This is a genomic window from Paenibacillus sp. LjRoot153 (assembly GCF_964253085.1).
GTDB lineage: Bacteria > Bacillota > Bacilli > Paenibacillales > NBRC-103111 > Paenibacillus_E.
This window is the reverse complement of sequence record NZ_CAXUQH020000001.1, coordinates 1,295,167-1,318,180: the sequence shown is the minus strand read 5'-3', so window position 1 is coordinate 1,318,180 and position 23,014 is coordinate 1,295,167. Positions and strand designations below refer to the sequence as shown.

Genomic DNA, 23,014 nt, shown 5'->3' with positions numbered 1-23,014 from the left:
GATTTCTAGAATTTCTTATAAGATTTTAAGTGAAAAAACCTACATGGTAATAGACTGCTGGGCAGCAGTCAGGTACCATGCAGGTTTTCCAAGAAGCTAAGCCTCTCTATTATACGGGCGGCTGCACCAACAACAACTTCCCAAGCTGGATCACCGTTTGATCATACCAATCCGGATGCTCCTGGACATGCTGCCTGCTTCGCTCGTTACCGGATGCCTCAAACACAGCCGCTTTGTCTGTCTTCTCGTTATCGATTTCGAAGCGAACCGTATGTCTTCCATTCGGAAGCTCTGGCAAGAAAACAAATTGATTTCGATTGTGATCGTTGTAGGATGTGAATCGGTCGACAAGGAAGGGCTCTCCACCATCCACCGTAACCTTCAATCTACCGGAATCAGGTCCCCCGATATCGAACAGCCCGATGTGCGTGCCTTCGAACTGCACCGTGATCGCCTCTCCAGGATCGACTGCCCGCCATAGGCCGGGGAACAACCAATCGTACTTACGGGCCAGCTCAAAATCATCGGGCGTCACGTAAGACCATCCTGCCGATAAATGGGCAAGACCATCCAGCGGCTGCATGGATGCGTACTCCCACGGATTGGACGGGACCAAGGTGGCTTGAGGCAGGTTATGTTCAACACGTCCCGAACTAGCCCTAAGTTCACGAATCCTCTCAAATGACCGGGTGATCGTATCCGTGTAAATTTGGTGTCCTTCAGGGATTAGTGGATGGATCGAATCATGCGTAAAAACAACAGCCCCAGGAAAAGACTCTCCTGCCTTTGAAGTGAAAACAAGCTTGCCTTCCGTCACTAATTGACTGACCGCTACCCCCAGATGAATCGAAGGAATACCATAATAATCGGCTACTTCCTCTTGCATAAGAGCCCCTTTCTGGTATTCCCCGGACTGAAATCCGGCCACATCTCGCTCTTTCAGCGTATAAACGAACAGGATATCAGTAAACCGGCTCATCTTGCGGATCTGACGGACAATACCTTCAATCCGCGCCTTGGACTCGGGCACTCCGCCATCGTTGCCGACAAACTCAACAAACACAAGATCAGGCTGATGACGAAGCACATCCGTCTCCAAACGGGCACAGCCCAAATCCGAGCCAGTTCCGTCAATGCCTGCATTCACACTGCGGATATCCGCCTCAGGATATTGCTCACGAAGCCAGTCCGCCGTCATGACCCGATATCCTGCAGAACGCGTATTACTGCCGCCAAAATAGACGATTGTCACCGTTTCCCCATTTTCCAACTTCTGAATAACATTAGGTAACCCTCTTCGAGGGAAGAATTCCTGCATCGTGACTTCACCTGACCTCACTGATCGTTTTTAGGAGCAAACAATTTTACAGCAAACACTTCATGATAAGGCGAACCGTAAGTTGCGCAGAAATGAATCCGGATTCGGGTTACACATTTCGCATCCACCTTATGTTTATTCAACGTGAGATAATTGCCACGGATACTGAATCTACTCTCGGTTCCGTCTTCTAAGGTCAAGGTTATATCATAATCTTGCATAAGAGGCTCAATCGGATCGTCGAAATGCTCCAAATCCAGCTGTGAATTGAAAACGAGATGAATTTCATCCAGGTTTTTAGGACTTGCAAAACAGAACTCCAACCACTCCTGTCCTTCCGTACGTTCGGAAATCCAGCCGTTCGGCAGCCCATAAGGTCTGGAGTAGCCGTTGACGACATTCTCGGGATTATACATATTCTGGAGTGGCAGTAGGTCCTTGAAGCAAATGCTCTTACCCAATTTCTTCAGCCTGGACGGCTCTTCCGGCCTATAATGGAAGCTGACCGCTCCTGTCATTTTCTCTTCATTGGTGTATACGGCAATGCTAGCTGTACCTTCCAGTACGATGTAAATCTTGTCATCCTCTAGCTTATTGCAACCCAAGTCCAGCGTAATCCAGTCGTCATGACCGGCTGCAATAGCCAAGCTGTAGTCTTTCAACTGGCTGGTGGGAATGTAGTTTTCCTTCCGATCCCCGCCAAACAACTTCACATGCAGCGTTTCCGAATGCTTGGAACTATTTTTAATTTTGATCCTTACGCTCTCCGCCACGGATGTCTCAATCGGGAGGACCAAACATAACCCTTGCTCCAAGGGAATCACTTCGGTTGAATGAAGATTGTCATAGTTGCGCTGAGACGAGGCACGAATATGTAATCCGTCCGCGAAGTAAGGATCCAATTCCTCTTTAAGCCCTACAATCGTTTGCCCGTCTCGAAGCAGAAGCCCCTGCAGCTCCCCCATATGAGCTTCGACGATGTCCGCGGGGTCTACGTCATATTTCAAGCATAGCGAAGCGGCTGTTCCAACCGCCTGCCCCATACAACCGCAAGTTGCCATTACTCTAGTAGATCCGAAAGCAACATGGGTAGCACTTATATTGCGACCAGCGAACATGAGATTAGGAATATTTTGGGAAAATAAACTGCGAAACGGAATATTGTACAAGCCAGGCACGAAATTCCAGGCTGTAGCCGGCCCCTCATCGTAGATGCCCTTAGCAGCATGTAAGTCCATATACCATCCCCCGACGGCTACAGCATCTTCGAAGTGCGGCTTTGTGGTAAGATCGTTCTGAGACAACATGTGATTCCCAATAAAGCGCCTCGATTCCCGTTTTCCCGGAATTGGGCATACATAATCCAAGATGAGATTGTCGACATTATCAAATTCGCCGCTATTTTTGATATAATCCCAAATCCCATAAACCAATTTCCGCAGCTCCAATGCGATGTCTTCATTGTTTGTGATAACATCCATATGCCCGCCGTATTCCAGCCACCACAAACCGCCAAGACCGTTAATTTTCCTAGGGAAAGCCCGATGGTTCAAACCTTTTCGGATACTATCAAAAAAAGGCAGCTTCGTAATATCATACGCAAATCCAGGTCTCTTGTACGGAACGGAATACTCTACATCACGGGCTTGGAAAAGGATCGTGTCTCCCATGGTGTAATGATCAGCCACTTCAGGAGCCAGGTCTTCCTTGTATTCATGCTTCGCCTCCCTCCCCCATCGGAAGAGAGCACCTGCCTGATATCCGACAACCCCGTCTCCGGAGCAGTCGATGTAAGTTCGGCTTTCAAAACGGAATTTCCTTTCGGAAGCCAATTGAAGGCCCTCCACCCACTTGATTCTTCCGTTCTCCATACCCGTTTCATGCACGCACGTATTCAGAAATAGAGAAATGTTTGGCTCCGCATAGACCATATCCAACAAGACCGTGTCCGAAAGCGAAAGCATCAGCTTTTTGTTATATAACGGATTATAGTGGAAAATCTTCAACTTGAGCTCTTCTACCAACCCGCCCTCACGCGCATAATAGGATGGACTTTTTCCAAGATAGGCCGACCCATTGATATGAACCCTAACCTCGCTGCTGGCATTCCCCCCAAGAACAGGCCGATCATTAATAAGTGACACTTGCAACCCTTGACGAGCGGCAGCAATGGCTGCACATAGCCCAGCAATACCTCCGCCTACGACAGTTACATCCGCTTTAATAAGCTCCATTTTGATAACCTCCATGATTAGATACATCTATCATGGTAAGCCTTTTGTTCGCCGTTTATTTACATGATTTCAAGAAAAAATCATATTTTATTTAGATTCATACCGTGTCATTTTTATCCGATATTGCTTAGGTGTATCACCCGTATATTCTTTAAATAATTTGCAAAAATACCCTTCATTGACAATGCCTACTTCCTCGCACAATTCCAATAAAGAATAATCCTGAACATTTAACAGTTCGAGAGCCAACTGAATTTTTTTACGGTTGATATAGCTGATAACGCCTTCGTTCATTGTTTTCTTAAATAGGCTGCTAAAATAGGACGGCGCTAAATTCACATCCTCAGCAATAGCTTCCAATGTTAAACGCTGTTTCAGATTTTTCTCTATAAACCGCATGGCTCTCATGATTTCTGCCCGATGTAAAAGTTGGCCGGCGTGTACATATTCGAATGTGAAGTCGCTAATATAGGTTAATTGCTCCCGAAATGCCATAAATTCGATTGGAAACTCGGCTACTTCCGTGGTCAAGGTGTTCCCCGATTTAAATTTCGCAGTAATGTCTCTGTAGAAATCTCGAAGCATAGGAGCCATGATGGACTTATGGATTTTATGATCCGTGACAAATTGATTTAAATTAGCAAATTCTTTCTCCAGCTCTTCCTTCGAAACTTGTCTTTGCACCCATACAAGAAAATCAGCCAGTTTCTGCTGAAAATCTTCTCTTCTGTCATTCCGGTAATGGAACCGATGCGCGGGTGTTTTGACTACTTTCTCTGCATGATAATAGAAATCCTCACTCACATTTTGAGCTTCCGTGTAAGCTTGTTTGATCGATTCCCAGCCTCGATGCGGACCGCCAAAAGCTACGGACACCCTTTGATTCAAATACTGCTGCAAATGGGAAACGATCTGACTCCCCAATGCCTGGCAGGCATACTCCGTATCCATATCACTGCGATTATTTTCCCAGGAAAGAAAGCCAATAAAACGATTATCGGATAGATCCGTAGCTACACCTCTGCCACTATTCATCACCGTTTCTTCGATGACATTCGTAATCGCATATTTTAAGATGTTTTGGTCAACGGCTGAATATTCATTGCGAAAATTTTCATACTGATTCATTTCTACAATAAAGCAGCAATAGTTGGCTTGAAAGACATGGGACTCCATGTTACCCGCGAAGCTCGATGCCCGATGTGAAGGTATTTCGCCTCTGATCAGCTCGTTAAAAAATTGCTTGCGGACTCTATATTTATTTTCAAGAACGGATATGTTTAAAGATTGAAATTCCTCTTCTTTTTTCTTAACTTCATCCAAAATTCCGGCTGCCTTATCCAAAGCTCGATCCAAATCTGCTTCATTCAAGGGAACCTTAACAATGTACTCCATTACGTTGGCATGGATAGCTCTCTGTGCATATTCAAAAGTCGAATAGGCGGTCAATAGAATGAATTGGGTATGAGGCAGCTCCAGCTTTAACTGCTCAATCATGGCTATCCCATCCATTCGCGGCATAACGATATCAGAGATGACGATGTCCGGTTTGAGCTTTAAAATCTCCTCTATCCCCTTAAGCCCATTATTCGCTTTCCCCACTAAATGGAATCGCGTTTCCTTATGGGAGAGCTCGCTAAAATATAATTCCAAGCGTTGAATGATTAGATCTTCATCGTCAACAATGAAGCAGGTGTAGTCTCTCACCGTCATACATCTCCTTTAAACGAACCTACCGGGAATACGGCGCGGACACAGGTTTTTTCCTGAGGTGTGCTTATAATTTGGAGCCCGAACTGCTCCCCGTAGTGAAGTCTTATTCGACCATGAATATTATTTAACCCGATTCTTTTCCTTTTTACTTCCAGATCACTCGGGTCCGCCATTAAAATATGCTGGATTCGATCCGCCGGAATTCCCTCGCCTTGATCAATGACTTCGATCATGACGAGGCCGCCCTCCGTGTACGCATGAATCGTAATTGAACCTTCAATGCCCCCTCCGTTATAGCCATGGAAGATACTATTCTCCACAATGGGCTGCAGCAGCATTCGAAAAACCGGAAAATCCATTAACCCATCTTCGATATGCTCAATCAAGTGGAAGTGCCTGTTATAACGGATGTTCTGAATCGCGATATAGTCCGATACATTTTGCAACTCCTGACGTAGTGAAACCTTTTCCGAAGCGTCGGCAATCCCGTATTCCAATATTGAAATAAGAGACCCGATTACCACATCTACTTTCTCTATTTGTCCAAGACGTATGACATTGCTAATTGATCCAAGCGTATTGTATAGAAAATGAGGGTTTATTTGAGATTGCAGCACTTGGATTTCCAATTTCCTCTCCAGTTCATTATGAAGCTCTGCTCGCCGAATCAGCTCCACAATTTGCTGCAGCATACGATCGAATGCTAGGGAAAGGTCACCGAACTCATCGTTTCGCTTAATGGTAACTGTCGTTGTCAGATCGCCTTGCTCTACCCGCTTCATTTTTGTTTTGAGTGCATAGAGCGGATTCCTTATATACTTGGCGATAAAAAAGGAAATGAACAAACTTAAGAGCAGGCCTGCAACTAGAAGTCCGAGATAATAGTTTTCCAATCTGGACAACGCAGCTTCCATGCGAGATTCATCGTTGATCGAGATGAGGAACCAATTGAATTTCTCCGTCGGTTTCTTCAGAATGGAGACCGGTAAGCCATCTTTTGTATGCAGTTGGAGGCTTGTTCCCGTCGTATCAAGAATTTGTTCTGCCGATGTTTCCCCGATTGAAAAAGTATGATCTTGAATACTTAGGGGTCCTCTATTTTCCGAAAATCCAGCAATGATTTTACCTGATGCAGTGATCAAAGCCAGATTCATTTGTTCTTTTTTATTAATCTTAAACAAGGTTTCTTCAATGGCATTTAGATCCAAATCTACGGCAATGGCCATAGGAGTCGGAGCGCCGTTCAGATATCGCACCATCGTAACGGTCCAGCCGGAATACTTCGATTTATAAGGATCACTGACAAATGTAGTTCGTTTGTTCTTGTCAGCCGCATCAAATAAAGGTTTTCTGTCAGATAAAGGTTCATCGAAAATTCGCGTAGTCGTACTTCCGCCTAAAATAGATAAATCACTATTGATCAAGTAAATGTTACTCACGTAATTACTGTTGAGTTCATAAAGCTCTCTTAACTGCTTTTTAATAACTTCCGTATTGGTAATGTTTGCTTTCACCGATGTTTCGACCGAGAACAAGATCGTCTGGAAGGAGGAAAAATTAACCGTTAAATACTGGTCAACTTTGTCCAAGATTTGGTTAGTGTAATAAATGTCGTTAGTTCTTATTTCCTTTTGGACATAGCGATAGGACAATTGGCTTATCAAGATGATGCAGCTTAATACAAACGCAAACACGATCAAAAATAGTTTTATAGGCAAGCTGATTCTTCTTCGCATCGGTCATCTTCCTTTTACATCTGTATTAAACTAAGCATAGCATAGGACAACAAAGAGAGGGGCTATTATCGCCACTCTCTTCGTTCATTTACTTGATTAGGCCAGCTTCTTTAAATTGCTTAACTGCTGTTTCCTTATATTTCTGCATGTCGAACTTCGTATCCAATGTTTTGAGGAAATTGTCCCAGTTCGTAAGAGGGTCTTTGCCCGACATAAATTTGACTAAGCTTTCATTAATGAAACGTGTGCGGTCAGCTGCCAAGGTATCGCTCGGGTCTGCTGTCAACAAATTCCCAGGCAAAGTAGGGCCCACATATTGTTGATTGTTCGTGAAAGCTTCTGCCGTCTTCGGATTCTGGAAGCTGAAGTACTCGGCATCATCGCCACGGCGCGGCATTCTGTAATGATCAACCCATAGGTACTTTTCTTTCATTTCCTTGGATAATTCAGAGGTTTTATTTTTAATCTTGCCATCTACGACATCCCAATGAATGCCTTTAATTCCGTATGCGAAATTCGGATAAGCTTCTTTGTCCGTAAAGAGATATTCTAGCATAGACAAGATTCGAATGATTTTGTCCTTGTCGGCTTTCTTGGAAATGGCCCATGAATTGCCTTGGAACGACTTTCTCTCCACAATTTGATCGCCATAAGGCCCTTTCATTGGAGGAATAACGATCCATTCTGGTACCTCTCCGCCAATTTCTTTCATTTTCTGCTGATAATCCGGTTCCAGTCTGCGAGCATCTCTGATCATGAAGCCAACTTTACCTTTAAATAACTTCTGATCCAACAAGTCAGGCGTATTCATCGTCACCCAGTCTGGGTCTACAACTTTCGCTGTCATCATTTTATTGATGTATGCGAGCGCCTCTTTCATTTTGGGATCGATAAATAGGAACACTGGTTTATTGTCTTTCACTTCAATGGCTGAAGGCGGATTAACGCCAAACATCCACATTAAGCTATCGAAGCCGTAGGTTTGCAGATTGCCTTCTTTATTCATACCGCCTATGAATCCGAACGTATCGTTCTTGCCGTTTCCATCTGGGTCTTTCTCCGTAAAGGCTTTCATCACTTCGAACAGCTCGTCAGGGGTTGTCGGCACTTTTAAGCCTAGCTTTTTTAACCAATCATTGCGGATGAAGAAGCTTCGACTGATACCGTTTACATTATCATAACCTGGAACTCCAATCGTTTTTCCTAGATATGATGTAGCCTCCCAGGAGTCTTTACCAAAACGCTTCTTCAATTCAGGAAATTGATCCAAGTACGGGGTCAAATCTGCAAGAACGCCTTGGTCATAATATTGCGCGAGATCGGACCGACTCTTCAAGAAGAGCAAATCTGGAATATCTCCGCCTGCAATCAACGTATTCAGTTTGGTTGTTGCTTGCCCAGCTTGAGGAATCGACATATCCAAGTCGATGTTCATCGCCTTTTCCAACATTTGGCGTTGAATATCCTCTTCACGTGGAGGTATCGGAGCGGCAGCATTGAAAGTACCTTGGTTAAACATTGAAATCTTCATTTTGGTCGCAAACTTGTTAGCCTCGGATTGAGGGCTGCTCGAAGCTGTCTGCTTAACGTCTTCTTGGTTCCCACATGCTGACAATAGCGTTCCCAGCCCTACGATAGCAGCCAGAACAGTAAATGTAATCTTTTTACGTTCCATATTGACCTCTCCTTTTGCTTGTATATATATTATCACGGTGTCCCCGTAACAACCTAGGTAGGAATTGCTTTTAACCTTTAATCGATCCCATGAGCACACCTTTCGTAAAATGCTTTTGCATAAATGGATACACGATTAAGATCGGAACCGTCGTCACGACGACAGCAGCCATTTGCACAGCGAACTTGCTCACCGTTCCGGAATTAGCCATCGAATCAGCGCTTTGTGTTGCGACGTTAAGCAGAATGTTACGCAAGACAACTTGAAGTGGCATTAAGTTCGAATCATTTAAGTAAACAATCGCATCGAAATAACTGTTCCAATGCCCCACGGCGTAAAATAAGGAAATCGTGGCAAGCACGGGCATAGAGAGGGGTAAAATGATCCTCCAAAGCGATTGAAGTTCACTTGCGCCGTCGACCCTCGCCGATTCCTCGATTTCAGCAGGCAATTGCTCGAAAAAGCCTTTAATAATGACCAAATTAAATGCACTAATGAGATGCGGGATAATCAATACCCACGGACTGTTTAGCAATCCTAGAGAGCGGATTAACAAATATGTCGGAATTAAGCCTCCGCTGAACATCATCGTAAACACAATGAATATTAAAAATGTGCTGCGCCCCGGCAAATATTTTTTGGACAACGGATAAGCAGCTAGTACCGTAAAAAGCACATTTAGCGCCGTGCCTACGATCGTTCGAAACAACGTAATTTTATACGCCTGCCCTATTCCATGAGAAATGAATACTTCTTTATAGGCTACGAACGTAAAGGATTCTGGAATAATAACAATTCCTTTTCTTACTACTTCCGATTCTGGCGTCACTGATACAGCAACGACATATAAAAAGGGAAGTAAGCAAAGAAGGGCTAGTATAATAAGAATAAAATATACGACTACTTGCCATATTTTTTCCCCGACTGTCAAATTAATCATTTATAAAACCACCTCACCAAATTTGCCCATCGAATTTTTTGGCAATCTTGTTTGCAGCCAAAACTAAAGCAAATCCGATGATAGCTTTAAACAATCCCACAGCAGTAGCCAAGCCAATCTTAAGACGCTCTAACCCTTCTCGGTATACCCATGTGTCGATAATATCGATCTTCTCCTGGTTAAAACTGTTGGCAAACATGAATATTTGGTCAAAACCAGCGTCCAGAATATGGCTTAATTTCAGGATTAGCATCAGAATAATGACGCCTCGAATGCCGGGTAATGTGACGTGCCATAGCTGTCTCCACTTGGAAGCGCCATCAATCCGAGCCGCTTCATATAAGCTAGGATCAATACCTGCTAATGCGGCAAGGTACAAGATCGCTCCCCAGCCAATATCCTTCCATATTTCAGATAGGATGATCAGCAGTCTACCCCAGGCAGGTTCCGTTAGAAAGGAGATAGGCTGAATCCCATTTTGCTTAAAAATCATGTTAAAAAGGCCATCCCCTGGTGCTAATAATGCCACCATCAATCCATAAACAATGACCCATGACAGAAAATGGGGCAGATACGTGATCGTTTGTACGATTTTCTTAAACCATTGGGTATACACTTCATTGAGAAGCAAAGCAAGTACGATAGGAGCGGAGAAACCGAACAATAGCTTATAAAGCGATATGATAATCGTATTTCGCATAATGTCCCAGAAATAAACGCCATTGATAAAATCTTTAAAATTTTTCAATCCCACCCATGGGCTATCCCAAAGTCCCAAAGCTAGGTTATAGTTTTTAAAAGCAATAATGATTCCCGCCATAGGAATATATTTGAATACGGCAAAGTAAACTAATGCCGGGAATAAGAGAGCATACATCACTTTATACTTTTGTATCGTTCTTATCCATGAATCCCGCTTTTTGGGGGTGGGAATGGCGTCCGTTGCCAATTTTGCCTGCATATCATCACCTCGTCTTTGTTTATATTTGTATAATAGCATCCACCTATCGGATAAATTTCTGTGATTTCTTGAATTTCTTACAAGATATTAAGTAGTCGGCGATTGGATTTACGACGAAAAATATCACAATTGCCAACCCGTTACATTTAGCAGGTCTCTACGACGCCCAAGCGCCAAGATCATAGTTCAGCAGCCCTGATCGAGCGCCGCACGAATCAACTGACCTTCATTGTTCTATGTTATAATGATTATAAATCTAGACAGGAGGGGACTCGAATGCAGTTTGGGGAGCTGAATCATCAGCTGGCTCAAGTAGACATGTCGACGGCCGAACGGGTCAAGGCTTATTTCCAATTCATTTGCGAACATTATTCCGTCGGTTTGAACTTGCATGACATAGCCGGGCTTAGCGAGATGGACAGCGCGCTATTTATGGTATTGTCACCTTATCATTATCACAATAATCCCTTCTGCAATTATGTAAAGAAGTTTGAAGCTACCTTCCAAGCCTGCTCCCGCAACAAAAAAGTATTATGCCGAATGTGTACGCGGTCAACCACACCATTATACGGCTCCTGTTACATGGGTATTGAAGAACTACGATTCCCTATCCATTGGAAGGGACGTTTGATCGCTTTCCTGTGCGTTGGACAATTCAGCTCAGATTTCGAGGCCGCCACAAAGCGTCTGGAGACGCAAGCAGCAAAGTACGGTTTGAATGCGAACGAACTAAAACAACGTTTCCATGCGACCACCCGTCCCCTCGATCTTAATCTCGGAGCGCTGCATGCGCATATAGGGATGCTGACCCAGTACTTGATCTTGCTTTATGAGAACTTCCTGCTGAACACCCATCATGGACAAAGCATGGATCAGCGCGCTGAAGCTCATCAACAAAGCTTCATCGTGAATCGGACCCTTCACTATATTAAAGATAATTTTACCTACCCTATAACATTAAGCGCTCTGGCGGGTATCAGCTTCTGCAGCGAGACCTACCTAAGCCATCTATTCAAGGAAACGATCGGATCGACGATCACCGAGTATATCAATCAATTAAGAATTCAAAAATCGAAAAGCTTATTAGACATAACTACCTATTCGATTACTCATATCGCACATCAGTGCGGCTTCAATGACTCCAATTATTTCTCCAGAGTGTTCCGACAGCATACCGGCATGAGCCCGAAACAATACAGAGGGCGGACTAGTGATCATATTCAGACAAGTAGCCCTTCGGTTAACTGAAGGGCTATTTGTCTATTCTATTTTTTGTTAATATGCACTCTTCCCGTTGTCCCGTCCTGCAACATCTGCTTCAATGGAACCATGGATGGCTCCGGCAGGTAATATTTGAAGCAATTACTACTGATGTCGCCTAATAGCTGGCGTTGTATCGGGTTAGCTCCTTCCAGCAGTTCATCCGAAGCTTTATGGTAGTCGATAGGCCGCATCCAAAGTGGGCTGTACCCCATAAACAGTTGGCGACGCGTATACTCTGAACGGTTCGGGGCGCCGGCATGCCACAGGTTTTGCCCGAAAATAAATACATCACCAGGTTTGCCGCAGACCTGAAGTTCTCCGTCCAAAGGAACATTCACATTTTCCTGTGTAGGTCTGTATCCCGGTTTATTGTGACTACCTGGGATGATCTTGGTGTTTCCTCGATTCGGTTGGCTCATATCACTTAAAATATAGCACGCTTTCACGTAGAACAAGGAAGTCAACCCTGCGTGGGATGGGAAGTGCGGATTTGGTCCATCTTGATGCCAATCGATGAAACTTGATGATTCCGTTTTCTGATCATTCGGATTCGGCTTGCGCACTGTCAGATGGGAGATATGCAACTGTATATTATAGCCCAGAATGTTGGCCATCAACATCGTCACAGTAGGCTCATCAATCAAAGAGAGAAATGCCTTATCTCTGGCCACCGAATGATACCAATTGTAGCTTAAGCTCTCCTCTTCCTCTGATAACAACCGATCCACTGCTGTATTTAGAAGTTCTACCTTCTCTGCACTAAGCACATTGCGCAAAATCACATAACCGTCTGTTTGAAACTGTTGAACCAATGCCTGGATGTCTTGCGTTTGTTGTACCATAAGATGAATGCCTCCTTCACTTAGATAGCCTCATTTTACTGCGAATTCGCCTCTCCATACCTTCATTTTATTTCGAAAAACCAGCATTATTTTTAAGTAGAATTGCCTCTAGACCCACCCCATTTATGAGATGCGCTTTTAGAAGATTCAGATTTCCCTACTCATCTTTTTTCTGGGATTAGTCTCGTGTACAATGAAAAATCCCCCTACGGAAGTAGGAGGAAGGGAATTTGATAGTATAGATAAATTCGTGCTTTGTTATGTACTTTTCAGTCATTCGATAATTCAATTGCTTTCTCTTCCGACATTCTACTTTCGATAAGTCTTATTTTATAAGTTCCCCCCCAAGCCTTCATCGATAGGATGATCGGTTCCAAGGTCCTTCCAAAATCGGTTAGAGAGTATTCTACTTTGGGCGGAACTTCTTTATAAACTTCTCTGTGAATGATGCCATCCCGTTCAAGCTCCCGTAACTGATGCGTAAGCATGAACTGCGTAATTCCCGGATTGAAACGCCGGAGTTCATTGAATCTTTTCGTCCCATCAATGAGATGATAAAGAATAATCCCTTTCCACTTCCCGCCGATGACATCAAGAGTTGTCTCCACAGGACATCCTTCTACATTTGGATTTGAACCATATTTACTTCTTCGATCGCCCACAACTCAGTCCCCTTACAAAGGTATGATTTTTAATACTATATACGAAAATTCTGCGTACTTCCTTATACTAATTATACATTATATACTTCAAATGCACGAAAAAACTAAAGGAGCGCTATATTATGAAAATCAAATATCATGGTCATGCCTGCATTCAAATCCATACTGGTGAGAAATCGCTCATCATTGATCCTTTCCTAAGCGGTAACCCCGCAGCCACAATCAAGCCAGAAGAAATCATTACCGATGCCGTGCTGTTAACTCACGCCCATATGGACCATATTCTCGACGCAGCTCCAATAGCGAGTGCCAACAACGACGCGCCAGTCGTCTCTATCGTCGAACTCGCGTCCTACATGTCTTGGCAGGGCGTAAAAAATTCAATCGGCATGAATATGGGAGGCACGTTTGATCTCGGCTTTGCAAAGGCGAAGATGATCCAAGCTTTCCACAGCTCTGGTATCGTCATTGAGGAAACGAAACAGATTCTATATGCAGGTATGCCTGCCGGCTTCCTCGTGTTTGCCGAAGGCTTAACAATTCTGCATGCGGGCGATACATCATTGTTCAGCGATATGAAAATGATCGGTGAGCGTCATCCGATCGACGTCGTTTTCCTTCCGATCGGCGACCATTACACGATGGGACCGGAAGATGGGCTCCAGGCGGCGGAGTGGTACAACGCGAAGCTGACTGTTCCGATTCACCACAGCACTTTCCCAGGCATCACGCAGGATGAGAAACAGTTTATAAAGCAACTTGAAGAGCGAGGATTGAAGGGCAAAGCGATGGCTCCCGGCGACGTACTTGAGATCGTAGGCCGCTAACATATTACGTCTGTATTCATCATCCCAAAATCGGTAATGTACTACTTTTTTAACTAGTACTCTGTGAGAAATGTCACAGAGTACTTTTTCTTTTAGTGACTAATCTCCGTACCAAGCCAATATGGAATGGCTGCAGTAAATAATATTTTCTATCTTGGTCACTTTCTAAAAATGTGAGGATAATCACAGTCGTAAGTGCTAATACATGTTTCAATAAGGAAGGATGTGGAGGAAGGGGAATCGTACAAATGGACATTAATAAAGTCGGTGTAATTGGTGCTGGGACAATGGGACGTGGTATCTCTGAACTTCTTGCTGCTAAGGGCATAGATGTATTTCTCATGGATAAATCCCCAGAAAAACTGAATGATGGATTGCGATTGCTGGATGCTAGCTTAAATAAACAAATCGAACGCTGGGCTTTGACTCATCAAGAAAAGAAGCAAATAACTGCCAAGATCATTCCCATTTCAGATGTTCAGATGCTTCTTGAGTGTGACATGATTATTGAAGCTGTGTCGGAGCAACTGGACGTGAAAAAGCAATTGTTCTGCAACTTGGAAAATAGTATTAGACCTGACGCCATTCTAGCAAGTAATACGGCAACACTTAGTTTGACAGAGCTCGCTGAGGCTATGGAACATAAGGAGCGTGTAATAGGACTGCACTTTCTCTTCCCTGCAGGACAAGTGAGATTAGTAGAGATCGTTCGCGGTTTAAAAACATCCGATCTAACATTTCAAATTACGAAACAATTTGTTGAGCAGACTTTAGATAAGGCGAGTATTCAAGTCTATGAATCGCCTGGATATGTGACTACACGCATTATTTGTACACTGATTAACGAAGCACTTCACACCTTGTCTGAAGGAGTAGCAAAAGCTACAGATATTGATGAAGCAATCAGGATCGGTTATGGATTCCACTATGGGCCTTTAGAAATGGCTGATCGTTTTGGCCTTGATTCCGTGCTTGCTTCTATGGAGACGTTATTTCACGAATTAGGTGATATCAAATACAGACCGAATGTGTTATTGAAGAAAATGGTACGGGCTCGGCAACTTGGACTTAAAACTGGAAAGGGATTTTTTCATTATAATGAAGGAGGTGATCGTATATGAAAGTGCTTGTCATCAATTCTGGCAGTTCCTCATTAAAATTTCAACTATACGAGATGACGAATGAGATGATGTTGATCAAAGGACGTATTGAGCGAATTGGCTCTGAAACAGCCATCATTACTGTAGAACGAGGCGAGCGAGACGAAATACGGTTAACACAAGAAATCATACACCATTCTGATGCTGTCCGTACGATGCTGAAGCTTCTTATTCATAAAGATTATGGCGTTCTTGAACACATCTCCGAGATTAAAGCAGTTGGACACCGCATTGTGCATGGAGGAGAATGGTTTCGTTCCGCAACAATAATTAACAGTGATGTAGAGCAAAAGATACGACAACTCTACGATCTTGCACCACTGCATAATCCAGCACATATGGTTGGTATTCAGGCGGTCACCGGGCACATGCCGGATGTTCCGCAAGTCGCTGTATTCGATACAGCATTTCATCAATCCATTTCACAAAAAGCATATCTATACCCGATTCCACTATCTCTTTATAAAAAATACGGTATCCGGCGTTATGGTTTTCACGGTACCTCTCATGAATATGTAAGTCGAAGAGCGGCGCAGCTATTAAATAAACCAATTGAACATTTAAAGATTGTTACTTGCCATTTAGGTAACGGAGCCAGTTGTGCTGCGGTCTCAGGTGGACAATCCATGGATACTAGTATGGGAATGACTCCTTTAGAGGGTTTAATGATGGGGACGCGTTCAGGTGATATTGATTCGGCGATTATCCCATTTATTTTATCAAAGGAAGATCTGACAATTAACGAAGTGAATTCGATGCTTAATAAACATAGTGGACTTCTAGGTATCTCAGGTATAAGCAGTGATGTTCGAGAAGTTCAACAAGCTGCTACTGATGGAGATTCTCGGGCGATATTAGCCCTTGAAATGTACGAATATCGGATAAGAAAGTATATAGGTGCCTATAGCGCAGTGATGAATGGGATTGATGCTTTGGTTTTCACAGGTGGAGTTGGAGAAAATTCAGTTTCTTTAAGACGTAACGTCTGTGAACAATTAACTTTTCTTGGTCTTATGCTTGACGCTGAAAAAAATACCGAACGTACACAGACAGAGAGATTCATATCCACGGAATCTTCTCCTGTAAGTATCTTGGTTATACCAACAAACGAAGAACTTCTCATTGCGCAAAAAACATTTTCATTGTTAGAGGAGACAAAATGATGAATATCCCCGTTCCTGTAGGCGTTTCTGCCAGACATGTTCATTTAAATCAGAAAGATCTCGAAGCTTTATTCGGGATCGGATATGAACTGATTCCTTATCGCACACTATCGCAACCTGGTCAGTTTGCCAGTGAAGAGACATTGCAAATTATTGGTCCAAAAGGGCAGTTTAACAAGGTTCGAGTTCTTGGCCCCTTACGAAAAAAAACACAAATAGAAATATCTATGACAGACTCTGTCGTACTTGGAATAAAGGCTCCTTTGCGCGAATCCGGCGATTTAAATGACACCCCCGGAATTGTTCTATCGGGTCCGAAGGGCTCTATCACTCTAGACAGTGGCGTGATCATCGCTGCTCGGCACATTCATTTTCACTCTTCAGAGGCCGCTCGCTACGGAATTCTAGATAAGCAAGACTTGAGTGTACAAATTGAAGGGGAACGAGGCAGTATCCTTCATCATGTTATTGCTCGAGTGTCCGATGACTACCAAATGGAACTTCATCTGGATACAGATGAAGCCAATGCAACTGGAGCTAAAAATGGAGACAGCGCAACAATTATAATGAAACGGTAGTACCCGAATTGGTAATCTTCTTCACATTCGAACATTCTAAACTTCAATATGATGAAGAAGTGCTTATATGGATATTTAACAGCATTAATTGTCTCTCCAGTGTCGGAGCGCCTCGATATCATGAATCACAAACCCTGAACGATCGGCTTCTACAATGCCCTCCTTGCGAAGCTGATTTAATAGACGGTTAACCGTTTCCCTAGTCGTACCTATTGCACTAGCGATATCTTGGTGGGTCATAGGTATTTCAATAAGCAGTTTCCCGCTTTTTTCCCTGCCGTTCGTCTCTGCGAGCTTTAGTAGAAATAGCTGCCCTCGGTTTTGCACATCTTGTCCTGTCAGTTCCTGCAGCTTCCCTTGCAGTTCAAGGATTTTCTCGCTCATCACCCTTAACAGTTTAACCGCGATGCCGGGGGTATTACTAAGAAAAACCTCAAAGGGCTTGATGGGCATCGCAAGCAGCGTCGTGGGTACAATCGTTTCTGCCGTAGCTGGATATTGATTCGTATGAAACAACCCGGTATGCGGAAACATATCACCGGTTTTCAGAAAAGATACGATTTGTTGATGTCCATTTTCATCCGTCTTGTACGTTTTGATTAGCCCGCTTTGGATAAAATATACAGCTTCTTTTTCACTGCCTTCCGTAAATACGATCGTTTTTTTACGATAGGAGCGCTGAATCATCATCCTGCAAAGACCTTCCATTTCTCCGTCGGACAAATCGCGAAACAACGGAACTTGGCGAAGGAGCACTCCGGGATCCATAGTTCTTTCATTCATTGTCATTCCCCTTCCTGTTTACTAATTTAATGTTAACATGCAAAAAAATGAGCCAGACTTTACTCCAGCTCACCCACCTTAAGTTAAAAATAAGCTAACTACTCTTTAGCCGATTGTCGCTGTATAGCATAAAAAAACAGAAGTGCCCACTGGTTGGATAACACTTCTGTTTTCTCACGTTTATCACTGAAAATACATTAAATAGACAACCAAAACAACGACCAGAATAACGACATACAACGCATTCAAAAGCGTTAATCTGAACATATTGTTTTTCGTTTTCTTCGTATATTGGTCATCTTCATTTTGATTTCCTTTGGAAAACCCCACTGCAAATGTTGCTAGAATGGAGATGATTGAAATAGAAGCAATAAAAATGTAAGATACCATGGAGATCTCCCCTTTTCGTAAAAAATCTGACTCAGGTGCTCTTTACATTCTAATCCCTTTTGAGGCTAAACCTGTGTGATTTAAGTCACACCTCTTTAAATAAATAAAAAACAGACTCTGCATTTTGTGCCAAGTCTGCGTGTTGAAATACTGTCTACGCTTCTTTATTTACAAAAAAGTAGGCCGGACCTTTCAAGCGGTCTAAAATAATTGCACGCACCCCATTTGAAGGAACAACTTCCTCAAGTGCTCTTTGCATGCACGTAAGCCAAGCATCTGCCCGTTCCCTAGTAATCGGGAAAGGCGCATGCCGCGCTCTCATCATTGGATTACCATGTTCGTCTGTATATAAGGAAGGCCCGCCAAAAAATTGAGTTAAAAACTGAAACTGCTTTTCAATTAATGGTTCCATATCCTCTGGAAATATAGGTGCAAGCAAAGGATGTGCCAGAACTTTTGGATAAAAAGCGTCCACAATATTTCGTATTGTCGTTTCTCCACCGATATAATCATACAGTTCCATATCTGTTAATTGCCTCCCTTTCGACTCATCTAGAAATATTATACCTCCCTAGTTTACACGATACCTTTAACCTAAGATGTTATCTAAATCACACTTTTCATGAGCTAATCCAAAAAGGACGTGCCACCCTACTCAGGGAGTCACGTCCTCTAACAAACAGTGCCGCTACCACAATCATTTCATGGGAACAATTAAGGTCAATGTTGTTCCTTCTCCCAATTCCGAGTGAATCGATAACTTACCGCCAATACTTTTGGCTCTCTCTTCCATACTAAAGAGACCTACTCCTTTAAAGCTGTTATTTCTGGTAAAGCCTTTTCCCTTGTCTGCTATTTGAACCTCGACAATCGAGTCACTATCATGAACAATAACACTGGCCTCTGATACATCCGCGTACTTCGCAGTATTGGTAAGCGCTTCTTGTATCACTCGATATACAGTGGTTTCCTCAAGTGCTCCAAGTCGTCTGCGTAAATTGCTATCCAGTTTTACCCGTATACCGTAATGATCCGTGAAATTTTCAATATAAGTTCGAATCGCAGGCACAACGCCTAAATCATCCAATACGGAAGGTCGGATCTGCCACGCTAGACTTCGTACTTCTTCGATGATGCCAGAAACATTCTGCCTAAGAAACGCCATTTCCGGATTCATCGTCTCCCCTTCCCCGATCAGCCTATCCATCTGAATCAACAAGGAAAACAGACTTTGACCAATACCATCATGCAGCTCGCGGGAAAACTTCCTGCGTTCTTCCTCTTGGATTTGTATGACCTGTGACATCATCAGTTGGAGTTCTTCTTGCACCCGCTTTAATTCCGTTACTTCATTTCGAATGGCCAGATATTGGTAGGATTTCCCTTGTTCGTCCACAAAGGGAACGATAGTTGTGTCTACCCAATAGAAGCTGCCGTCTTTGGCCTTATTTTTAATTTCGCCACGCCAGACTTGCCCCGAGGAAATCGTCCGCCACAAGTCCATCATGAATTCCTTGGCGTGATAGCCCGAATTAATAATGCGATGATCTCTACCGAGAAGCTCCATTCGGTCATATTTCGATATTTCACAAAATTTATCATTCACATATTGAATCTTTCCTTTATGGTCAGTAACCGCAACGATCGATGATTCATCAAGGGCAAATTTGACATTGGCTAATTGTTTAAGCGACTGCCTCAAGTCCTGCTGAAACAAGGAGTCAGAGATATGTTCGTCAAGACGACTTAATAATTCCGTTACATTTTCGCCTATAACTTCCGGGTATTCCCGGTTCAAATCCTTACTCAAAGTTCAACAGTCCTTTCTTCACTGCATATTTCACTAATTCTGGCCTCGTCTTCAGACCTAGCTTCTCCATTACGTTGCTTTTATGTGACTCCACTGTTTTGACGCTGATGATCAATTGTTCCGCGATTTCTTTATTAGAGAATCCTTTGGCAATTAAGGCGAGAACTTCCCGTTCCCGCTCCGAAAGAGATTCAAAGGTGTCCGCATTTTCGCCTTGCTTCAAACGTTCTATATATTCATTCATGAGCCTCTTCGTTGCCGTTGGATATAAATACGCATTCCCCGCTGCAACGGAGCGGATAGCCGTCAGCAGTTCCTCGTGCGGCGCACTTTTCAAAATGTATCCTGAAGCGCCAACATGAATGGCTCTAAATAAGTATTCGTCATCATCATGCATCGTTAATATCAAAATGGCTAAATCGGGCATTAGACGCCTCAGTTCCGTTGTCGCAGTGAGTCCATCCATACCAGAAGGCATATTCAGGTCCATCAAGACCACATCCGGTTTCAGCAGTTGGGCTGCCTGGATCCCCTCTTCGCCGTCAGCAGCTTCCCCGATTACTTCCATGTTATGCTTACCATGGAGCAGCATCATTAATCCCGACCTAACTACGGCGTGATCATCTACTACTAGAACTTTCAGCATACCCATCCTCCTTTAAACCGGCTTGTGCTACCGATCCCTCTTATTCTGTTCTTATCATAACAAAAAAAATGAATTCCAGTAAGGGAACTCATTTCGCGGTTTCTTCTTTCATTCCCTCCAGTAACGAAGCTAATGTGTAGATTTTATCGTGAACCGCAAGCAATTCGTTTCGTTCAAATCTAGGATGTTCTCTCTTCCCGATGAAAAGCAACCCCTTTATCTGAGAGCTGGAATTTGTCACGAGTGGAAATGCAGCTGCCGTCTGTAATTGCTCCGCAAGCATGAGGGGACAATTGAGTCTTTCTTGATTAATCCTAGGATGCATATCATCGAGCTTTACCCATCTGCCAAGACGCAGAGCAGAACCTGCTAATCCTAAGCCTACTTTTATCACCATTTGTTGATAGCGATCATTACTGTTTCCCATTACATATTTCCAGCAGTTGCGCCCTGCATGCTCTTGAAGAGGCGCCAACGCAATGAAATCGCTCGATGTCAAGCTTCGCAGAAGCTTCAGTTCTTCTAGTATGCTTGCATCGCCAATCGCCATACCGGCCACCTCCGTTTCGACGAAACCATGCAGAATCTCCTTACCTACCATTGTAGTCCTTTCTTTTCTTCTTGTAAGTCAGGGAAAACCCTGATTTCCGCATCAGGGGTTTAAGCAATCTATCCCCCATTTCGCCTTAGTGTATCGCCAGAGAAGTAAGGGTTTAAACTGTGATTTTTCTCACAACAAGATAGGGAGTTTCACCTTAAAAGATCAGTAGAACTCCCGATAACCAAATTCAGGTAAAACCATTATGATATAGCTAACAAGAAACGTTGAGGAGTTGGTCCCCATGGCCATGAAAAATAAAGTGAAAGCTTCTGGAGGCATTAGGACATTTTTTTCGGAAGAAAATTTCAGCAAACTACAAAGCATTATGTATCTGAAGCATGCGGCAAATGGTGATTTCCTATTTAGGGAAGGCGATCTTGCAGATCGGTTGTATTATGTCATCCATGGCGGAGTCCGTATTACGAAGCTGTCTGAAACAGGTAAAAACTTCATTCTGTATCTGCATCAAGCGGGTGACTTATTCGGTCAGATGGATCCCTTTCAGAACTCGGCGCAGAGCTTCAGTGCTGAAGTGACAGAGGATTGTGAGATTGGTGTTATTCAGCGAAAAGATCTCGAAGTCCTGCTATGGCAGCACGGAGATCTTGCTATTGAATTTATGAAATGGATGGGGCTCATGCACCGCATGACTGAATCGAAATTTCGCGATTTAATGATGTACGGCAAGCCAGGCGCGCTCTGTTCTTTATTAATCAGGTTAAGTAATTCATACGGCGTACCCAAAGGGGAACATATCCACATTAACTATAAGATCAACAATTCCGAAATGGCTGATATGATTGGGGCTACACGTGAAAGCGTCAATCGCATGTTAAGTGATATGAAGAAGGAAGATGCTGTCGAGTTTCAACATGGACAAATCATCATTAAGGACGTAACGTACCTCCGCGATATTTGCCACTGCGAAAACTGCCCTATTGAAATATGCCGCATGTAAATGATTCAGGAGGAAATAACTCTTGTCCTACACAATACAAAACTAAAAGGACTACACATTTCTAGAGAAATGGAGTCCTTATTTGCGTTTTTAATGCCTACAGTCGGCTTTCTATGAACCGAAATGAACTTTATATACCAATTGCGCCGCAATGTCAGATGATCGGAGAACTGTTCCATGCTCTGAATTTACTAAGCTCGTCAGCTCTTGTCCCCTTAAAGGTATGGCTAGAAACTGATGTTCATTCATGTACATTTGCATATAATCTTGGTCTTCGGAAATGCGTATCTTCTCAAGTGTCATTTTTTTCGGAGGTGCTACAGGGTCGAGTCCAGCCTGATCCTCGATATGCACTTCAATTTGAGTGCCAAGCCACCGTGATAATTGTTCTTCCCATTTCATACATGTGCCTCCTTCTTCAAGCGGCAGCAGCCCGCATCTGCTTTTGGCGATACCTTCACTTGATACCCTTGGAGATGGTTCCAGCAATCATGTTCCGAAGGCTCACCGCTCATTGCGTACTTTTCTATATAATTCAGGATTTCTTCTTCGCTTTCCCAAATCGCCAAACCTTTGACTTCGGCAACAGCGATATCGAGCCCCTCTTGTTCGCGCAGATCAATATACCAGGTTCCCTTTCCTGCGAAAAGCTCATTCAATTGCTGTTCGATAATCGTATAGAAAGGAGACTGTGCATGTTCACGGATAAAGCATAAATCCAAAGCAAACTCACTCGGCATGTCACATCACCCCT

Annotated in this window: 23 protein-coding genes; 6 read left to right on the top strand and 17 right to left on the bottom strand. The window is 43.4% G+C overall.

The annotated features are described in order from the left end of the window. Positions 1 to 109: 109 nt before the first annotated feature. The 7 genes from ACSQ8P_RS05890 to ACSQ8P_RS05860 form a co-directional block, all read right to left on the bottom strand. Complete coding sequence (locus tag ACSQ8P_RS05890; protein ID WP_436234336.1) at positions 110 to 1,339, bottom strand: GDSL-type esterase/lipase family protein; 1,230 nt, start codon at positions 1,337 to 1,339, stop codon at positions 110 to 112. Further along, the gene (locus ACSQ8P_RS05885) at positions 1,336 to 3,552 is read right to left on the bottom strand and encodes an FAD-dependent oxidoreductase (RefSeq protein WP_436234335.1); all 2,217 of its coding nucleotides are present in this window, start codon (positions 3,550 to 3,552) and stop codon (positions 1,336 to 1,338) included. The genes ACSQ8P_RS05890 and ACSQ8P_RS05885 overlap by 4 nt, the downstream gene beginning before the upstream one ends. Positions 3,553 to 3,639: 87 nt before the next feature. After that, on the bottom strand, positions 3,640 to 5,265 hold the full coding sequence (locus ACSQ8P_RS05880; protein ID WP_436234334.1) for a response regulator: 1,626 nt from the start codon (positions 5,263 to 5,265) through the stop codon (positions 3,640 to 3,642). After that, entirely contained in the window at positions 5,262 to 7,001 is a 1,740-nt protein-coding gene (locus ACSQ8P_RS05875; protein ID WP_436234333.1) for a sensor histidine kinase, read from the bottom strand. Before ACSQ8P_RS05875 ends, ACSQ8P_RS05880 begins: the two co-directional genes overlap by 4 nt. A gap of 88 nt (positions 7,002 to 7,089) precedes the next feature. Further along, entirely contained in the window at positions 7,090 to 8,676 is a 1,587-nt protein-coding gene (locus ACSQ8P_RS05870; RefSeq protein ID WP_436234332.1) for an extracellular solute-binding protein, read from the bottom strand. 70 nt (positions 8,677 to 8,746) lie between these two features. Next, complete coding sequence (locus ACSQ8P_RS05865; protein ID WP_436234331.1) at positions 8,747 to 9,616, bottom strand: carbohydrate ABC transporter permease; 870 nt, start codon at positions 9,614 to 9,616, stop codon at positions 8,747 to 8,749. 13 nt (positions 9,617 to 9,629) lie between these two features. Next, positions 9,630 to 10,577, bottom strand: coding sequence for an ABC transporter permease (locus ACSQ8P_RS05860; RefSeq protein WP_436234330.1), 948 nt, complete (start codon positions 10,575 to 10,577; stop codon positions 9,630 to 9,632). Positions 10,578 to 10,853: 276 nt separating this feature from the next. Here ACSQ8P_RS05860 and ACSQ8P_RS05855 point away from each other — a divergent pair, with 276 nt between their 5' ends. Further along, positions 10,854 to 11,825 (top strand): helix-turn-helix domain-containing protein, encoded by a 972-nt coding sequence (locus ACSQ8P_RS05855; RefSeq protein WP_436234329.1) that lies wholly within the window; start codon positions 10,854 to 10,856, stop codon positions 11,823 to 11,825. A gap of 17 nt (positions 11,826 to 11,842) precedes the next feature. Here ACSQ8P_RS05855 and ACSQ8P_RS05850 read toward each other — a convergent pair whose 3' ends face one another. Together ACSQ8P_RS05850 and ACSQ8P_RS05845 are read right to left on the bottom strand one after the other, a co-directional pair. Beyond that, complete coding sequence (locus ACSQ8P_RS05850) at positions 11,843 to 12,682, bottom strand: phytanoyl-CoA dioxygenase family protein (protein ID WP_436234328.1); 840 nt, start codon at positions 12,680 to 12,682, stop codon at positions 11,843 to 11,845. Positions 12,683 to 12,951: 269 nt separating this feature from the next. Next, a complete protein-coding gene (locus ACSQ8P_RS05845; RefSeq protein WP_436234327.1) occupies positions 12,952 to 13,344 on the bottom strand; it encodes a winged helix-turn-helix transcriptional regulator in 393 nt (130 codons plus the stop codon). A 122-nt stretch (positions 13,345 to 13,466) separates the two neighbouring features. Here ACSQ8P_RS05845 and ACSQ8P_RS05840 point away from each other — a divergent pair, with 122 nt between their 5' ends. The 4 genes from ACSQ8P_RS05840 to pduL all read left to right on the top strand — a co-directional run bounded on the left by ACSQ8P_RS05840 (position 13,467) and on the right by pduL (position 17,072). After that, positions 13,467 to 14,171, top strand: a complete 705-nt coding sequence (locus ACSQ8P_RS05840; RefSeq protein ID WP_436234326.1) for a metal-dependent hydrolase — start codon at positions 13,467 to 13,469, stop codon at positions 14,169 to 14,171. Positions 14,172 to 14,419: 248 nt separating this feature from the next. Then, positions 14,420 to 15,292, top strand: coding sequence for a 3-hydroxyacyl-CoA dehydrogenase family protein (locus ACSQ8P_RS05835; protein ID WP_436234325.1), 873 nt, complete (start codon positions 14,420 to 14,422; stop codon positions 15,290 to 15,292). Next, positions 15,289 to 16,494, top strand: coding sequence for an acetate/propionate family kinase (locus ACSQ8P_RS05830; protein WP_436234324.1), 1,206 nt, complete (start codon positions 15,289 to 15,291; stop codon positions 16,492 to 16,494). Before ACSQ8P_RS05835 ends, ACSQ8P_RS05830 begins: the two co-directional genes overlap by 4 nt. Beyond that, positions 16,494 to 17,072 (top strand): phosphate propanoyltransferase, encoded by a 579-nt coding sequence (gene pduL, locus ACSQ8P_RS05825; protein WP_436234323.1) that lies wholly within the window; start codon positions 16,494 to 16,496, stop codon positions 17,070 to 17,072. The genes ACSQ8P_RS05830 and pduL overlap by 1 nt, the downstream gene beginning before the upstream one ends. An 84-nt stretch (positions 17,073 to 17,156) precedes the next feature. On the opposite strand, the gene ACSQ8P_RS05820 is transcribed toward pduL, so the two are convergent. The 6 genes from ACSQ8P_RS05820 to ACSQ8P_RS05795 all read right to left on the bottom strand — a co-directional run bounded on the left by ACSQ8P_RS05820 (position 17,157) and on the right by ACSQ8P_RS05795 (position 21,302). Then, complete coding sequence (locus tag ACSQ8P_RS05820; RefSeq protein ID WP_436234322.1) at positions 17,157 to 17,855, bottom strand: Crp/Fnr family transcriptional regulator; 699 nt, start codon at positions 17,853 to 17,855, stop codon at positions 17,157 to 17,159. Between the two features lie 183 nt (positions 17,856 to 18,038). After that, positions 18,039 to 18,245 carry a hypothetical protein gene (locus tag ACSQ8P_RS05815; protein WP_436234321.1) on the bottom strand — a complete coding sequence of 69 codons (207 nt, stop codon included), beginning with the start codon at positions 18,243 to 18,245 and terminating at the stop codon, positions 18,039 to 18,041. 154 nt (positions 18,246 to 18,399) lie between these two features. Continuing rightward, on the bottom strand, positions 18,400 to 18,768 hold the full coding sequence (locus tag ACSQ8P_RS05810) for a globin (protein WP_436234320.1): 369 nt from the start codon (positions 18,766 to 18,768) through the stop codon (positions 18,400 to 18,402). Between the two features lie 174 nt (positions 18,769 to 18,942). After that, positions 18,943 to 20,055 (bottom strand): PAS domain-containing sensor histidine kinase, encoded by a 1,113-nt coding sequence (locus ACSQ8P_RS05805; protein ID WP_436234319.1) that lies wholly within the window; start codon positions 20,053 to 20,055, stop codon positions 18,943 to 18,945. Beyond that, positions 20,048 to 20,701, bottom strand: coding sequence for a response regulator (locus tag ACSQ8P_RS05800; RefSeq protein WP_436234318.1), 654 nt, complete (start codon positions 20,699 to 20,701; stop codon positions 20,048 to 20,050). Before ACSQ8P_RS05800 ends, ACSQ8P_RS05805 begins: the two co-directional genes overlap by 8 nt. Positions 20,702 to 20,789: 88 nt before the next feature. Continuing rightward, positions 20,790 to 21,302: a hypothetical protein gene (locus ACSQ8P_RS05795; RefSeq protein WP_436234317.1), complete on the bottom strand. Its 513-nt coding sequence runs from the start codon at positions 21,300 to 21,302 to the stop codon at positions 20,790 to 20,792. Between the two features lie 247 nt (positions 21,303 to 21,549). Here ACSQ8P_RS05795 and ACSQ8P_RS05790 point away from each other — a divergent pair, with 247 nt between their 5' ends. Further along, the gene (locus ACSQ8P_RS05790) at positions 21,550 to 22,260 is read left to right on the top strand and encodes a Crp/Fnr family transcriptional regulator (protein WP_436239463.1); all 711 of its coding nucleotides are present in this window, start codon (positions 21,550 to 21,552) and stop codon (positions 22,258 to 22,260) included. 111 nt (positions 22,261 to 22,371) lie between these two features. Here ACSQ8P_RS05790 and ACSQ8P_RS05785 read toward each other — a convergent pair whose 3' ends face one another. Together ACSQ8P_RS05785 and ACSQ8P_RS05780 are read right to left on the bottom strand one after the other, a co-directional pair. After that, the gene (locus tag ACSQ8P_RS05785; RefSeq protein ID WP_436234316.1) at positions 22,372 to 22,662 is read right to left on the bottom strand and encodes a hypothetical protein; all 291 of its coding nucleotides are present in this window, start codon (positions 22,660 to 22,662) and stop codon (positions 22,372 to 22,374) included. Beyond that, the gene (locus ACSQ8P_RS05780) at positions 22,659 to 23,000 is read right to left on the bottom strand and encodes a hypothetical protein (RefSeq protein WP_436234315.1); all 342 of its coding nucleotides are present in this window, start codon (positions 22,998 to 23,000) and stop codon (positions 22,659 to 22,661) included. The genes ACSQ8P_RS05785 and ACSQ8P_RS05780 overlap by 4 nt, the downstream gene beginning before the upstream one ends. Positions 23,001 to 23,014 lie beyond the last annotated feature (14 nt).